The sequence below is a fragment of the Paraburkholderia bryophila genome, assembly GCF_013409255.1.
GTDB lineage: Bacteria > Pseudomonadota > Gammaproteobacteria > Burkholderiales > Burkholderiaceae > Paraburkholderia.
This window is the reverse complement of sequence record NZ_JACCAS010000002.1, coordinates 2,604,405-2,618,899: the sequence shown is the minus strand read 5'-3', so window position 1 is coordinate 2,618,899 and position 14,495 is coordinate 2,604,405. Positions and strand designations below refer to the sequence as shown.

The 14,495-nt window shown below is 65.1% G+C and carries 14 protein-coding genes; 3 read left to right on the top strand and 11 right to left on the bottom strand.

Translation table 11 applies throughout. The annotated features are described in order from the left end of the window. Positions 1-45 precede the first annotated feature (45 nt). The 3 genes from GGD40_RS32705 to GGD40_RS32695 all read right to left on the bottom strand — a co-directional run bounded on the left by GGD40_RS32705 (position 46) and on the right by GGD40_RS32695 (position 2,830). The gene (locus GGD40_RS32705; RefSeq protein WP_179746415.1) at positions 46-1,173 is read right to left on the bottom strand and encodes an ATP-binding protein; all 1,128 of its coding nucleotides are present in this window, start codon (positions 1,171-1,173) and stop codon (positions 46-48) included. A 13-nt stretch (positions 1,174-1,186) separates the two neighbouring features. Further along, complete coding sequence (locus tag GGD40_RS32700; RefSeq protein ID WP_176059352.1) at positions 1,187-1,987, bottom strand: alpha/beta hydrolase; 801 nt, start codon at positions 1,985-1,987, stop codon at positions 1,187-1,189. 138 nt (positions 1,988-2,125) lie between these two features. Beyond that, positions 2,126-2,830 (bottom strand): response regulator, encoded by a 705-nt coding sequence (locus GGD40_RS32695; protein WP_179709946.1) that lies wholly within the window; start codon positions 2,828-2,830, stop codon positions 2,126-2,128. 190 nt (positions 2,831-3,020) lie between these two features. Here GGD40_RS32695 and GGD40_RS32690 point away from each other — a divergent pair, with 190 nt between their 5' ends. Beyond that, positions 3,021-3,992: a DUF535 family protein gene (locus tag GGD40_RS32690; RefSeq protein ID WP_179709948.1), complete on the top strand. Its 972-nt coding sequence runs from the start codon at positions 3,021-3,023 to the stop codon at positions 3,990-3,992. Positions 3,993-4,025: 33 nt separating this feature from the next. Here GGD40_RS32690 and GGD40_RS32685 read toward each other — a convergent pair whose 3' ends face one another. The 6 genes from GGD40_RS32685 to otnK all read right to left on the bottom strand — a co-directional run bounded on the left by GGD40_RS32685 (position 4,026) and on the right by otnK (position 10,587). Next, positions 4,026-4,622 (bottom strand): hypothetical protein, encoded by a 597-nt coding sequence (locus tag GGD40_RS32685; protein WP_179709950.1) that lies wholly within the window; start codon positions 4,620-4,622, stop codon positions 4,026-4,028. A 434-nt stretch (positions 4,623-5,056) separates the two neighbouring features. Further along, on the bottom strand, positions 5,057-6,259 hold the full coding sequence (gene pcaF / locus GGD40_RS32680; RefSeq protein WP_179746413.1) for a 3-oxoadipyl-CoA thiolase: 1,203 nt from the start codon (positions 6,257-6,259) through the stop codon (positions 5,057-5,059). 229 nt (positions 6,260-6,488) lie between these two features. After that, positions 6,489-7,469 (bottom strand): D-erythronate dehydrogenase, encoded by a 981-nt coding sequence (gene denD, locus GGD40_RS32675; RefSeq protein WP_179746411.1) that lies wholly within the window; start codon positions 7,467-7,469, stop codon positions 6,489-6,491. Between the two features lie 62 nt (positions 7,470-7,531). Beyond that, positions 7,532-8,323 (bottom strand): 2-oxo-tetronate isomerase, encoded by a 792-nt coding sequence (otnI, locus tag GGD40_RS32670; RefSeq protein ID WP_179746409.1) that lies wholly within the window; start codon positions 8,321-8,323, stop codon positions 7,532-7,534. 279 nt (positions 8,324-8,602) lie between these two features. After that, entirely contained in the window at positions 8,603-9,265 is a 663-nt protein-coding gene (gene otnC, locus GGD40_RS32665) for a 3-oxo-tetronate 4-phosphate decarboxylase (protein ID WP_179746408.1), read from the bottom strand. Continuing rightward, a complete protein-coding gene (otnK, locus tag GGD40_RS32660; protein WP_179746406.1) occupies positions 9,262-10,587 on the bottom strand; it encodes a 3-oxo-tetronate kinase in 1,326 nt (441 codons plus the stop codon). The genes otnC and otnK overlap by 4 nt, the downstream gene beginning before the upstream one ends. 248 nt (positions 10,588-10,835) lie before the next feature. On the opposite strand from otnK, the gene GGD40_RS32655 reads away from it, so the two are divergent. Beyond that, on the top strand, positions 10,836-11,660 hold the full coding sequence (locus GGD40_RS32655) for an IclR family transcriptional regulator (protein WP_035556040.1): 825 nt from the start codon (positions 10,836-10,838) through the stop codon (positions 11,658-11,660). A gap of 42 nt (positions 11,661-11,702) precedes the next feature. On the opposite strand, the gene GGD40_RS32650 is transcribed toward GGD40_RS32655, so the two are convergent. Then, complete coding sequence (locus GGD40_RS32650) at positions 11,703-12,893, bottom strand: M20 aminoacylase family protein (protein WP_179746405.1); 1,191 nt, start codon at positions 12,891-12,893, stop codon at positions 11,703-11,705. A 132-nt stretch (positions 12,894-13,025) separates the two neighbouring features. On the opposite strand from GGD40_RS32650, the gene GGD40_RS32645 reads away from it, so the two are divergent. Continuing rightward, complete coding sequence (locus tag GGD40_RS32645) at positions 13,026-13,934, top strand: LysR family transcriptional regulator (RefSeq protein ID WP_179746404.1); 909 nt, start codon at positions 13,026-13,028, stop codon at positions 13,932-13,934. Positions 13,935-13,940: 6 nt separating this feature from the next. On the opposite strand, the gene phnN is transcribed toward GGD40_RS32645, so the two are convergent. Continuing rightward, positions 13,941-14,495: a phosphonate metabolism protein/1,5-bisphosphokinase (PRPP-forming) PhnN gene (gene phnN / locus GGD40_RS32640; protein WP_179746403.1), complete on the bottom strand. Its 555-nt coding sequence runs from the start codon at positions 14,493-14,495 to the stop codon at positions 13,941-13,943.

Below are 14,495 nucleotides of genomic sequence, written 5' to 3'. Positions count from 1 at the left end.
CGCGTCGTACAGGCCAGGTCACTTTTCAGACCCGCGCCGCGAGACTCACACCGTGCCGACCGGCCAGCTCAGTTCGAAGCGCGCGCCGCCCAGGGTCGCCGGGTCCGTCACGGCAATGCGGCCATGATGCGCGCGCAGCACCTGTTGCGTGATGGCGAGCCCGAGGCCGTAGCCGCCGGTCTGGCGGTCGAGCCGCACGAACGCATTGAAAATACGCGCACGCTCCTCGGGCGGTATGCCGGCGCCGTCGTCTTCCACGTAGATCTCCACGTTGCCGTGCCGCGCGCTCAGGCCGACCATGATGCGCGACTGCGCGTATTTGCTCGCGTTGCGCAGCAGATTGCGCATGGCGTACGACATCAGCCGCTTGTCCATCACCACCCGCAACGCGACGTCGATATCCTTGTGCGGGACGATCTGCTTGTCCGCGTAAAGCAGGGTCGCGTCGGTGATCTGACTGTCGAACCAGGCGGCCAGCGAGGTCGCTTCGAGGTTTGATTGCAGCGAGCTGTATTCGAGGCGCGCGTAAGTCAGGCTCATGTCGATCAGTTCGTCGAGCTCCGTGACGTCCTGGTCGATGCTCATCAACGCACCGTGATATTCGGCTGCGGAGGCCGGTTCGCGCAGGCTCTCCAGCGCAAAACGCACGCGCGCCAGCGGCGTGCGCAGTTCGTGGGAGATGCCGTTGGTGAGTTCGCGCTGCGCGGCGATCAGACGTTCCATGCGTTCGGCCAGCGCGTTCAGCGTGCGCGCCAGCGGACCGATGATGACGCTATACGATTCACGCGCACGCGTGTTGAAGCGGCCGCCGGTGAAGTCGATGGCGCGTTCGCGGACCATCACCAGATCCAGCCAGACGGGACGCATCCAGCGATAGGTGGTAATGGCCGGCAGCACCAGCGTGACGATGAGGATAGGCAGCAACACCCGGCTATTCATCAAGGTTTGCCAGAGCGACGGCGTGCTATTGAGCGCCAGCCCGAGTGTCGTGATCGAGAACGCCAGCACGAGCACCGTAAGTGTCAGCAAACGCGTGTAGACCCGTACATAGAGACGCGACCAGCTCGGAATTCGATCGGCCCGGATGTCGGTCCACGAGCGGCGGAAACGAAGCAAACGCCACTTGCAGTAGCGGTACGGATTGAGTTTTTTTGGCTCCGCTCGGTGTGGCATCTTTCTCTCTGTGCTACGGCGCCAACATGGGCGCCCTTTGAACGAACGCCATGGTTTGCTGCGCTACCGTATCGCGTTCGTTGTCCAGTGTGATCATGTGATAGCTGTCGGTCAAGCGCACCAGCGTCACCGAACGGCTGGCGAGATTGTCGCAGACGAACTCCGCCGAGCGGATGCTCGTCACTTCGTCTTCTTCCGAATGCATCACCAGCGTCTCGCAGGTGACGCGCCGCATCGCGCGCTTCGCCGCGAAACGCATCCAGTCGACCTGTTCGATTGCCGACAGCGGCACGTACGGGTAATGAACCCCGCTGCCCTTCTGCAAATGCCGGCGGATCAGGTTGCGAATCCGTGCGTTCTTGATGCCGAACGGCTCGCCTTCCGGCACGCGAATCAGATGCCGCAACCCAGGCACGCAATACAGCAGATAGCGCAGCGGCTGCAGGCGCGAACCGCCCCAGCCGTCGAGGAACACCGGCGGCGACAGCAGGATCAAACGCCCGTTGGTCATCCGTTCGCGTGCGCTCAGCATCAACGCGAGCAACGCGCCCATCGAAATACCGGCGACGTCGACACGCTCATAGCGCGTCAGCAGTTCGCGGTACGTGCGGCTCAGCAGCTTCATGTAGTCGTTCAGCGTCACGCCGCTCAACGCGTCGGGATTCGAGCCGTGCCCGGGGAGCGACGGCAGATGCACGTCGCAGCCGATCTGCTCGAACTTGCGATCGAGCGTGCCGAAATCATGACGTGTGCCGCCCAGGCCGTGAATCATCAGCACGGCATGGCGGGAAAGAGGAGAGACGGATGCAGACATCGCGAAGCCGGTCGTAGGACAAGTCTGCGATCCTAGTCGCGCGAGGCCTGCGTGACTGTCGATTTGCTGAGGCGACTGTGGATTTTTGTCGCGTCAAATTTCCGTGAATTACGGGTTGGAGCCGGCCGCGCCGCTTTGTCAGTCCCACGCCAGCTTGCTGAATTGATAGCCTTTGCCGCGCACGGTTTTGATGCGCTGCGGCGTGCTGGCATCGTCATGCAGCTTGCGGCGCAGCTTGGAGATGCCGCCGTCGATCGTGCGGTCCAGACCGTCGAATTCGATGCCGCGCAACTGCCGCATCAGTTCGTCGCGGCTGACCACCTCCCCCGCGCAACTGACCAGCGCCCACAACAGATCGAATTCCGCCGACGTCAGATCGGGCAGACTGCCGTCCGGCAGCTTGACCGTGCGGCTCGCGCGGTTGATCTCGAACTTGCCGAACACGTAGCCCTCGGGCTGGGCCGACTCCGGTGTGCGCGCGTTGACACGGCGCAGTTGCGCCTTGATGCGCGCGAGCAATACGCGCGGTTCGACCGGTTTGTGCACGTAATCGTCGGCGCCGAATTCGAGGCCTAGCACTTCGTCGAACTGCTCGTCGCGCGCGGTCACCATGATGATCACGCCGTCGAACTGCTCGCGCGCCTCGCGGCAAATCTGAAAACCGTCCTTGCCCGGCAGATTGACGTCGAGAATCACCAGGTCCGGGCGGCGCTTGAGAATGGCCGGTACGGCATCGTTGCCGTGCAGCACGGTTTCGACTTCGTACTCGTGTTTGCGCAGATAGGCGGCGACCAGTTCGGACAGGCGGTCATCGTCTTCGACAAGCAGTATCCGGAAGGGCATGGGGCGAATCGTTCAAGGCTGACGGTATGAATGGCGGCGGCGGAGGCCGCGTCCGACGCACAGCATAGCCGATGCGCCCTACATCATGCGACACGGACGACAAAACTCGACAAACGCGGAACCAATTCAACAAGGCCACCTGAAACGCGCCGCTAGCATCGCCCCGGTTGAAATAGGCCTAGGAGTTGCCATGACGACCGTTTCCAACCAGACCGCCCGCTCGCCGTGGTTCGCGCGAGTCCAGGCTTCCTTCGCGGCGATTCAGCAAGCCGCCCACGCCCTTTACCCCGGCACCACTCTGTTTCACCGTTGGCGGCGCGCGCGCCTGTGGTTGCGCTCGCTGGTGTCCTGGCGTTCCACCCAGGTCTGGCTGAACCGGTGCGCGATTTCGCCGTTGCGCGACCTGGTGCAACGTCATCCTACCGCGCTAGAACGGATGCACCGGCCGTTTCTGCACAGCCGCTTCAGTCCGCGCGAGCGACTGGCGGCGAGCCTCGATCATCAGGGGCTGACCCAGCAGCGTGTACCGCTACTCGCCGCGCGGATCGCCGCGACCGGCTCGGCGGAGATCGCGTCGTTCACGATCGGCGCGGAGCGCTGGTATGTGTCGCTGGAGTCGATCGAACAGTTTCAGAAGGAAGGCGACTGGACCTTGTGCATTCGCGACGGACGCGACCAGCGCGTCGTGTCCTGTACCTTCAGCCTCGCGTATCTCGGCGGCAAGGTACGGCGGCCGCGCCTCTGCATCGGCTCGGTGCAAGGCCCCGACCGCACGGTCAACGGCCGCGAGCTGTTTCGCGCGCTGACCAAACGTTGGCATGGACTGCGGCCCAAGGTGCTGGTGATCTATCTGGCGCAATGCGTCGCGGCGTCGCTCAACGCGGGCGGCACGTTCATCGTCTCGAAGCAGGCGCATATCTACGCGAACTGGCGCTATTGCCTGCGCAAACGTCGTGTGGCCGCCGACTATGACGGCCTGTCGCTCGAGTGCGGCGCGCTCGCGCGCTGGAACGGCTGGTTCGTGCTGGCGCCGCCGTTGCGCTATCTGGCCGAGCATCAAGGCGCCGATACCGGCAATGCGTTGAAGCGCAAACGCTATGCATTGCGAACCGCGCTCACCGCGCAGATCCGCATGAGCGTCGCGACCAGCCGGGCGAACTGAGACGCGCGCTCACTGCGCCGCTTATTGCACCGCTTACTGCGTCGCTTCTTGCGGCGTCACCTGCACGGCCGCCGCCGACACGAACACCGCGTGGATCGTGTCGCCCACCTTGACGCCTTTCAGATCGACATCCGGACCGACCTCGAGCGTTTGCGTCTGATACGCGCCGCGCAACGTGACGAGGCGGTTCTTGTGGTCGATCTTCTGCACGGTGGCGAGCACTTCGATCTGACGCGCCGCTTCGAAGCCGCCCGAGGCAGGCGCGTAGACCTGCGTATCAACGCGCTTGCGAATCCCGCTGTCTTTGCCGGTGACCTTGTCGGCCTTCACGAGCAACGCGTTTTTGTAGAGCACGTCAACCCGGTCGCCGACCTTGAGTTGATCGAAGCCGGCCACCTGCTGGCTCACCAGCACGACGACCGCGTTGCCGCCCGGCCCCTTGAGCGTGAGCGTGCGGCTGCCCGGATCGATACCGACGATCTCCGCCTTCACATGCACCGGCTGCACCGCGCTGACGATCCCGCGCGCGGCGCTACCCATCGCGTCCTGCGCCGACGCCGGCTGACTCGCCGCAAGCGTCGCGACCGTGAATGCTGCTGCCGATAGGGCTAGGGCCAAGGCTGCCTTCATCTCCGCTCTCCTCAAGAAATTGTTCGATCTGGCGTAACGGCGATTCGACACACTGACATGCCGATTTATAACGCCATGAATACCGGTTCTCAGAAAGACAATTAAAAAAAGGTACAGCGCGAATGATAGTACATGCCTGACAGGAAGCTGAAATTGTTTGAATATCGACTTTCAAATCGGCGCGCGAGACTGCGCAAAATGGCTGGAAAGGCACGCCGCAGCGCCCTGCCAGGCCGCCGCAGCGTTTTATCCGATTTCGTTCATTCGTATTCAATGCAAGCCGAAATATCCAGCCAGCATTAAATACATACTGCACAGACATTGAATGAAAAGCGAATGGGATGACGCGGTCGGATTGAAAATCGAAGCGCGCCTTAAGCCCGAATCAGGCGTCCATTCGATTAGTGGCGCGCGTCACCCGAAACATCATCGCGTCACACGCGTTCAATCGCGATCGCAATGCCCTGGCCGACGCCGATACACATCGTGCACAGCGCGAAGCGGCCTTGCGTGCGATGCAGTTGATACATCGCGGTGGTCACCAGACGCGCGCCGCTCATCCCCAGCGGATGGCCAAGCGCAATCGCGCCGCCGTTCGGATTCACGCGTGCGTCGTCGTCGGCAACACCGAGTGCGCGCAACACGGCGAGCCCCTGCGACGCGAACGCCTCGTTCAGTTCGATCACGTCGAATTGATCGATGCGCATGTTCAGCCGCGCCAGCAACTTTTGCGTGGCGGGCGCCGGGCCGATGCCCATCACGCGCGGCGCGACGCCGGCCGTCGCGATGCCGAGCACACGGGCGCGCGGGGTGAGGCCGAAGCGCCGGGCGGTTTCCTCATTCGCGAGCAGCAGCGCCGCCGCGCCGTCATTCACGCCCGACGCGTTGCCCGCCGTCACCGTGCCGTCCGGCCGCACCACGCCTTTGAGTTTCGCGAGCGTTTCCAGGCTGGTCTCGCGCGGATGCTCGTCCTGCAACACCGTGACCGGATCGCCTTTCTTCTGCGCGATCGTCACGCCGACGATTTCCTGCGCGAGCGTGCCGTCGCGTTGCGCGCGAGCGGCCTTCTGCTGGCTGCGCAGCGCGAACGCGTCCTGATCGGCGCGGCTGATGCCGTAATCCGTCGCGACGTTTTCGCCGGTTTCCGGCATCGAATCGACGCCATAGAGCTGCTTCATCAGCGGGTTGACGAAGCGCCAGCCGATCGTAGTGTCGAAGATGTCGGCCTGGCGCGAGAACGCGCTGGTCGCCTTGCCCATCACGAACGGCGCGCGGCTCATGCTTTCCACACCGCCCGCCAGCATCAACGCCGCCTCGCCCGATTTGATCGCGCGCGCGGCGATCCCCACCGCGTCCATGCCCGAACCGCACAGGCGGTTCACCGTCGAACCCGGCACGTCTTTCGGCAAACCGGCCAGCAGCAGCGACATGCGCGCGACGTTGCGGTTGTCTTCGCCCGCCTGGTTCGCGCAGCCGTAGATCACGTCGTCGACCGCGCTCCAGTCGACCTCCTGGCTGCGCTCCATCAGCGCTTTGAGCGGCACCGCGCCCAGATCGTCGGCGCGAACCGACGACAGCGAACCCGCATAGCGGCCGATGGGGGTGCGAATCGCGTCGCACAGGAATGCTTCGGTCATAGGAATGTCTCCGGTCGATGTGCAATTTGTTCTTTATACGAACACATGGTCATATATAGAACAATCAGACTCGATAATAGGCGCGTGGCCGAAACCGTGTCAAGCGCGGGTCATCCCGCGGCGAAGAATGCGCGACGGGCGACGCCCGTCGTTCGAAGGATCGGACAATTGATGCGCTCGCGCCGGCGCGCCCGCTTCGGCGCCGCCCGCATGAGGCTCGTGGCACGCTTCAGTGGATCGCGATGCGCTCGTCGGCGATGTAGCTGCGGATCACCTCGGCGAAACTGCGCTCGCCGCTCAGGCCCAGTCGTTCGGCGCGCGACGTATCCCACCGCCCCGGCCAACTGCCGACGATTTTTTCCACCCGCGCATCCGGCTCCCACACGATCCGCTGGACGACGGCGTCGCCCGCGACCTCGCGCAGCGCGGCGACCATCTCGTCGACGCTCACCGAAATCCCCGGCAGATTCAGCACGCGCTGGTTGCCGAGCGCGGCGGCGTCGAGTTCGAGCCCGGCGATCAGGCTCTCGATCGCCTTGCGCGGCGACAGCAGCCACAAGCGCGTCGCGCCGGCAACGGGGCACACGGCCGTTGCACCGTTCAACGGCTCGCGAATGATGCCGCTCGCGAACGACGACGCCGCCGCATTCGGCTTGCCCGGCCGCACGCTGATGGTCGGCAGCCGCAACACCCGGCCGTCGACGAAACCGCGCCGCGAATAGTCGTTGAGCAGCAACTCCGCGATCGCCTTCTGCGCGCCGTACGACGACTGCGGATTCAACGCGGTGTCGTTCTGCACGACTTCGGGCAGATCGCCGCCATACACCGCGACCGAACTCGTGAACACCACGCGCGGCCGGTGCCCGCGTTGGCGGCAGATCTCCAGCAGCAGGCGCGGCGCGTCCAGATTGATGCGCATGCCGAGATCGAAATCCGCTTCGGCCTGGCCGCTGACGATCGCGGCGAGATGGAAAATCGTCGTGGTTTTCTCGTCGATCGCACGCTCGAGCACGCTGCGCTCCGCGATATCGCCCACTTCCGTGCGCACGCGCGGATCGCCGAAATCGTCGCCGCGCGCCACGTCGAGCAGCACCAGTTCGGTGAGCGCTTGCGGCACGCCTTGCGCGTCCTTCAACGCACCGCGCGCGAGCAGTTCACGGGCGAGCCGCTGACCGAGAAAACCCGCGCCGCCGGTTATCAGAACCTTCATGATCGGTTGTCCTTTTTTCGTCGGGGTTGCGTCGTCGGGGTTGCGTCGTCGTTCAGGCGCGGTTAGCGGGCGGCGGCGTCCAGATAAGGCTTGAGCCAGCCGAGCCCCGCTGACGTCCCCGCGCGCGGCCGGTATTCGCAGCCGATGTAGCCGTCGTAACCGAGCGCGTCGATCAATTCCAGCAGATACGGGTAGTTCAGTTCGCCGCTATCGGGCTCGTGGCGCTCCGGCACGCCCGCGATCTGAATGTGGCCGATGCCGGCCATGTCGCGTTTGAGTTTCACCGCGAGGTCGCCTTCGACGATCTGGCAGTGGTAACAGTCGAACTGCACCTTCAGATTCGGCGCGCCCACTTCCGCGCAAATCGCCTGCGCGTCGTCCTGGCGGTTCAGAAAGAAGCCCGGCATATCGCGCAGGTTGATGGGCTCGATCACGATCAGAATCCCTTCGGCTTGCGCCGCCTGCGCGGCATGCGCGAGATTGCGCAGATACACGTCGCGATGCTGCGGGCGCGGCTGATCGGCGCCGATCAGGCCGGCCATCACATGCAGTTTGTTATTGCCGATAACCCGCGCGTAGTCGAGCGCCGTGTCGATGCCGCGGTGAAATTCGTCCTCGCGGCCCGGCAGCGACGCGAGGCCGCGCTCGCCCGCCGCCCAGTCGCCGGGCGGCGCATTGAAGAGCGCCTGGGTCAGACCGTGGGCGTCGAGCCGCGCCTTGATCTCGTCGGCGCGAAACTCGTAGGGAAACAGAAACTCGACCGCGTCGAAGCCGTCTTTCGCCGCGGCGGCGAAGCGGTCGAGGAACGCGTGTTCGTTGTACATCATCGTCAGGTTCGCGGCGAAACGGGGCATGACAGCAACTCCAGGAAAACGGGGGGATTCTTTGCGCTCGGCATGAGCGGGAAAACCTGCACCGTGCGCGATTCGGTTCATGGCTTGAGCGGTCCGGCTCGGCTCGGCTCGGCTCAACTCGGCTCAACCCGGCTCGGCTCGGTCCGGCTCGGCCCGGCTCGGCTCGGCTCGGCTCGGCTCGGTCCAGCTCGGTCCGGCTCGGATCGATCCAACTCGCTTCGGTTCGAAGCGGTTCGGTCCCACTCGACTCGACTCGGCTAACGCCGGAGCCGCCGCCCACTACCAGCGCGCCCCGAACACAGCGCGCAGTTCGTCGAGCGCGGCTTCGCCCAGCGGCGCCGGCCGCGGATTCGTCATCAACCACAGGCGCGCGGTCTCTTCGAGTTCTTCAAGCGCGTATGCGGCCTGCGCGACCGAGCGCTCCCACACCACCGGTCCAAGCCGTTCGAGCAGCACCGCGCGAACCCGATCGGCCAGCGCGGCGATCTGCTCCGCCACCTGCGGATCGCCCGGCCGACGGTAGCGTATCAGCGGGACGTGGCCCACTTTCATCACGTAGTACGGCGTGATCGGCGGCAGCACGTCGGCCTCGCTCCAGACGCCTGCCAGCGTCAACGCGACCAGATGCGTCGAATGCGTATGGACGATGCCGCGCGCCTCGCCATTGCGGGCATAGATGCCGCGATGCAGCGCCAGTGTCTTCGACGGCCGGCCGCCCGACACCGCGTGACCGTCCAGATCGACCTTGGCGATGTCGGCCGGATCGAGCCGGCCGAGACAGGCGTCGGTCGGCGTAATCAGCCAGCCGTCGTCGAGCCGCGCGCTGATATTGCCGGCCGTGCCGACCGTGTAGCCGCGCTGATACAGACTCGCGCCGGTCGCACAGATTTCCTCCCGCACACGGGCTTCGTTCGTGATGAGCAGCGCGGGCGTGCCGGTCACGACGCGGCTCCGTCGAGATGACGCAGCGCTTTGGCGAAGAAATCGGTTGTGCCGAAGTTGCCGGATTTCAGTGCGAGAGCGAGCGGTTCGGAATCGGTTGCCGTTGCAACGGTGGCCGGCACGCCCGGATCGATTTGCGCGCCGATGCGCAGCGTGTGCACGTCGAGCGCCTGCACCACCGCGCCCGATGTCTCGCCGCCCGCCACCACGAACTTGCGCACGCCGCGCTCGCGCAAGCCGCGCGCGATCGAAGCCAGCGTCGCCTCGACCAGATGTCCCGCCTGATTGACGCCGAGTTCGCGCTGCACCGCTTTGACTTCGTCGGGCGTGGCGGTGGCGTAGATCAGCACCGGCTCGGCGTGTTCAAGGTAGGGCTGCGCAAAGGCCAGCGCCTGCTCGACCACCGCCTCGCCGCGCGCCACCGCGAGCGGATCGACGCGATACGCGGGCCGTGTCTCGCGCCATGCCGCCACCTGGGCGTTGGTCGCCTTCGACGCGCTGCCGGCCAGCACCGCCGACAAGCCTTCCACACGCGGCAACTGGGCCGCGTCGGCATGATCGTCGAGCAGCCCCGCCTCGCGGAAATTGCCCGGCAAGCCCAGCGCGATGCCCGAACCGCCGGTGATCAGCGGGAACTCGGCGCACGCCGCGCCGAGCGTGTAGAGGTCGGCGTCGGACAGCGCGTCGACGATTGCCATTCGCACGCCCTGCGCGCGCAACGCGTCGAAGGCTTCGCGCACGGCCGACACGCCTTCGGCCACGGTGTTGTAACGCACCAGGCCGACTTGCGAGCGGGTCTGCCGTTGCAGCACATGGACCAGGTTGGCGTCGCGCATCGGCGTGAGCGGATGGTTTTCCATGCCCGACGCGTTGAGCAGCGTGTCTCCCACAAACAGATGGCCGCGAAAGATCGTCCGGCCGTTCTCGGGAAACGCCGGACAGGCGATCGTCAATGCGCCCGCGCGGTTCTCGCCGGACAACGCGTCCAGCAACGCGTCCGTGACCGGGCCGATATTGCCGGCATCGGTCGAATCGAAGGTCGAGCAGTATTTGAAAAGAAACTGGCGGCATCCTTGCGCGCGCAACCAGTCGAGCGCGGCGAGCGATTGCGCGACCGCGTCGGCGGCGGGAATCGTGCGCGATTTCAGCGCGACCACCAGCGCATCGGCCGCGAAAGTGTCGGCCGATTCCGCCGACGTCGGCACGCCAATGCTCTGCACGGTGCGCATGCCGCCGCGCACCAGCATGTTGGCGAGATCAGTGGCGCCGGTGAAGTCGTCGGCGATGCAACCGAGCAGCGCGCGGCGTGAAGTGGCAGTCATGGTGGGGGCTCCGGGCTTACTTCGCTCGCGGCGGGTCGATGCCGGGGAAGATCCTGTCGAACATCGGTACCCCGATGGATCAAGTCGTCGGGTCATCATACAAAGTCCGTCTGCCGGGAGCATCCACGCTAACCCTGGGATTTTTGCGCGAAACCAGCGCGAAGTTGGCGAAACAGAAGGCTTAAGCTATCGTCACGGCTTTGCGCGCCGCGCTGCCCGCACTAACCCGAACGCATCCTTCAAGGTCCATGAGCCAAGCCCTGCCGCCGTCTTCCGCCGTTCCTGCCAGCGCCGATCCGGCCCCGGACAAACCGGGCGACTCGTATGTGCAGTCGTTCGCCCGGGGCCTCGCGGTGATTCGCGCGTTCAACGCCACGCGTCCGGAACAGACGCTCACCGACGTCGCCACCGCCACCGGCCTGACGCGCGCCGGCGCGCGCCGGATTCTGCTGACCCTGCAGACGCTCGGCTACGTGGAAGCCGAAGGCCGCCTGTTCCGCCTCACGCCGAAGATCCTCGACCTCGGCTTCGCGTACCTGACCTCGATGCCGTTCTGGAATCTCGCCGAACCAGTCATGGAAGGCCTGTCCGCGCAAGTCCACGAAAGCTGCTCGGCGGCCGTGCTCGATCGCACCGAGATCGTCTACGTGCTGCGCGTGCCGACGCACAAGATCATGACGATCAACCTGTCGATCGGCAGCCGCTTGCCGGCGTACTGCACGTCGATGGGCCGCGTGCTGCTGGCCGCACTCGACGACGACGCGCTCGAAGCCACACTGAGCTCCGCGCCGCTCTACGCGCACACGCCGCGCACGGTCACCGACAAGGAAGAGCTGAAGAAACTGATCGCGCAGGTGCGTCGCCAAGGGTGGGCGATCGTCGATCAGGAACTGGAAGGCGGGCTGATTTCGCTGTCCGCGCCGATTCGCAACCGCCAGGGCCGCGTGATCGCGGCGATGAATATCAGCGGCAACGCCCAGCGCAATTCGGCGAAGCAGATGGTGAAGGCGTTTCTGGAGCCGTTGCAGCAGGCTGCGCAGACCGTATCGGAGATGGTGGCGCGGCGCGGGTGATTGGGGTGAAGGCGCGCGTTTGGCGCGCGCCCGTCTCCCAACTTACTGACCCAGGTAGCGCTCCACCAGCCGCGTCCAGAACGCCGCGCCGACCGGCAGATTGCGGTCGTTGAAGTCGTAATGCGGGTTGTGCACCATGCAGCCGTCTTCGCCCGCGCCGTTGCCGATCCGCAGGAACGTCCCCGGCCGTTTCTGCAGCATGAACGCGAAGTCTTCGCTGCCCATCAGCATATCGGTCTGCGCGACCACCTTGTCATCGCCGACCAGTTCGCGCGCCACCTGCACGGCAAAGTCCGTTTCCGCGTCCGAGTTGACCACGACCGGATAGCCTTCGATGTACTGCACCACGGCCTTGCCGCCGTAGCTGGCGGCCTGGCTTTCGGCGAGTTCGGTGATGCGCTTTTTCAGCAGCGCGCGGATTTCGGGGCTGAATGAACGCACGCTCAACTCCAGCTTCGCGCTGCTCGAAATCACGTTGTTCGCGGTGCCCGCATGCATCGCGCCGACCGTCACCACCGCCGGCTGAGACGGATCGACGTTACGCGCGACGATCGTCTGCAACGCCATCACGATGCTCGCCGCTATCACGACCGGATCCACCGTCAGATGCGGGCGCGCCGCGTGACCGCCGACGCCTTCGATCGTGATGATCGCCTTGTCGCCCGCCGACATGAACGGCCCCTTGCGGAACAGCAGCACGCCCGGCTCTTCGCCCGGATGGTTGTGCACACCGAACACGGCGTCGCACGGAAAGCGCTCGAACAGGCCGTCGTTGATCATTTTCAGCGCGCCGCTGTCGATGCCGCTTTCCTCCGCCGGCTGAAAGTACAGATGCACGGTGCCCGAGAAATTGCGGGTCTCCGCCAGGCGTTGCGCGGCGCCGAGCAGCATGGTCGTGTGGCCGTCGTGACCGCACGCGTGCATCTTGCCGTGCGTGCCGCTCGCATACGGCAGGCCGGTTTCCTCGATGATCGGCAACGCGTCCATGTCGGCGCGAATGCCGATGCGGCGCGTGCCCTCGCCCACTGTCAGCGTGCCCACCACGCCGGTTTGCCCGACCCCGCGCGTAACCTGCCAGCCCCACTGTTCCAGCTTGTCGGCGACCAGCGCACCGGTTTGCAGCTCTTCGTAAGCGAGTTCCGGGTGATGGTGAATGTGATGACGGATCTCGCGCAGGCTCTCGGCGGCGGGCGCCAGATCGGACACTTCGGTAAAACGCGCGGCTTCGCTCATCTCTATCGCTCCATGAATTCAAGCCGCACGAAAGGCGGCTAACAGTCGAGCACTATAGCCACGCCGTTTTGTTCGAATAAGATGCTGTTTTTTTCACCCTGATTAACGCGCTTTATCACCGGGATTACCCTAATGAAGCTGCAGCAGTTGCAAGCCTTCGTCGCGGCGGCCCACCACCGCAGTCTGCGCGCCGCCGCGCGCGAACTCGGCGTGACGCAACCGGCCGTCACGCATACCATCCGCGAACTCGAAAGCGCGCTGAACGCGGAGCTGATGGTGCGCAGCGTGCGCGGCATCGAATTGACGGCGTGCGGGCTCGCGCTGTTGCCGCGCGCCGAGCAGTTGCTGGGCGACATGCGGCGCACCGTCGAAGCGGTCGAACAGGTGAAAGGAGAACTGGCCGGCAAGGTCAGCGTGGGGACGATGCCGTCGATCGCGCTAACGGCGCTGCCGCAGGCGGTGTCGAAGTTTCGCCAGGCGATGCCGCTGGTGAGTCTGCATCTGGAAGAGGTGACGATTCCGGACGCGGTCGTGCGTTTGCGCAACGGCGCGCTCGATATCGCCGCGATCCATCACGTGCGGACGCTGGATAGCGATCTGGTGCAAGCGCGGCTCTATTCGACCGAGTTCGTCGTCGTGATGCGCGCGGGGCATCCGCTCGCGAACGTCACGCGCCTGCAGGAGTTGATCGACGCCGAATGGATCGCGACCGTGGGCGCCGATCACTTTCCGCACAGCGTGATGATGGCGATGTTCGACACGCACGGTTTGCCGGTGCCGAAGCGGCTGTTGCGCGCGCCGTCTTCATTCGCGGTGACGCTCGGGCTGGTATCGCAAACCGACGTGATCGGCTGCTTCACGAGGCCGCTCGCGCAAATGGTCGCGCCGCTCGGCATCCGCATCGCGCAGATCGAAGAGACGCTGCCCACTTACGACCTCAGCATCATCTCGCGGCGCGATCTGTTGCCCACGCCGGCGGTGCTGCAGTTCATCTCGTGTTTGCAGGAAGCGACGCGCGAGCGCCTGGCGGCGGCCGGGTAAGCCTTTTTACTGCGCGTGGGCTTCGGCCTTCAGGAACTTGACCAACACCTGCCCGGCGTCTTCGAGCGTGCCGGAGTTGTCGATCGTCGTGCAGCGCACGCCGTCGGGCAACGAAAACGGCGCGCGCCGCGCGAGTCTCGCCGCGACCTGTTCCGCCGATTCACGCGCGCGCGCGCCGAGCCGCGCTTCGAGAATATGCGGCGCGGCATCCACGTGGACGACCTCGGTGTGCGGATAACGCGCCAACGTATGCGGCAAATGCTGACGCGAACCGTTGACGACCACCGTGCAACCGCGCGCGAGCCAGCCATCCAGTTCAATGCCGATGCCGTAGCGCAGCGAGTGACTCGACCATTCGAGCGCGAACAGGCCGAGCACCGAACGCACTGCGAATTCTTCGACGCTCAGCGCGACGTGTGCTTCGCCGTTGCCGCTCGGCCGCGTGATGTAACGATGCGCAAAGAGGATCGGCTCGCCTATCAGACGCGTGCGCGCAAAGGCCAGCAACGAGTCCTTGCCCGCGCCCGACGGTCCCATTACATAGATCAAACGACCCGCCAT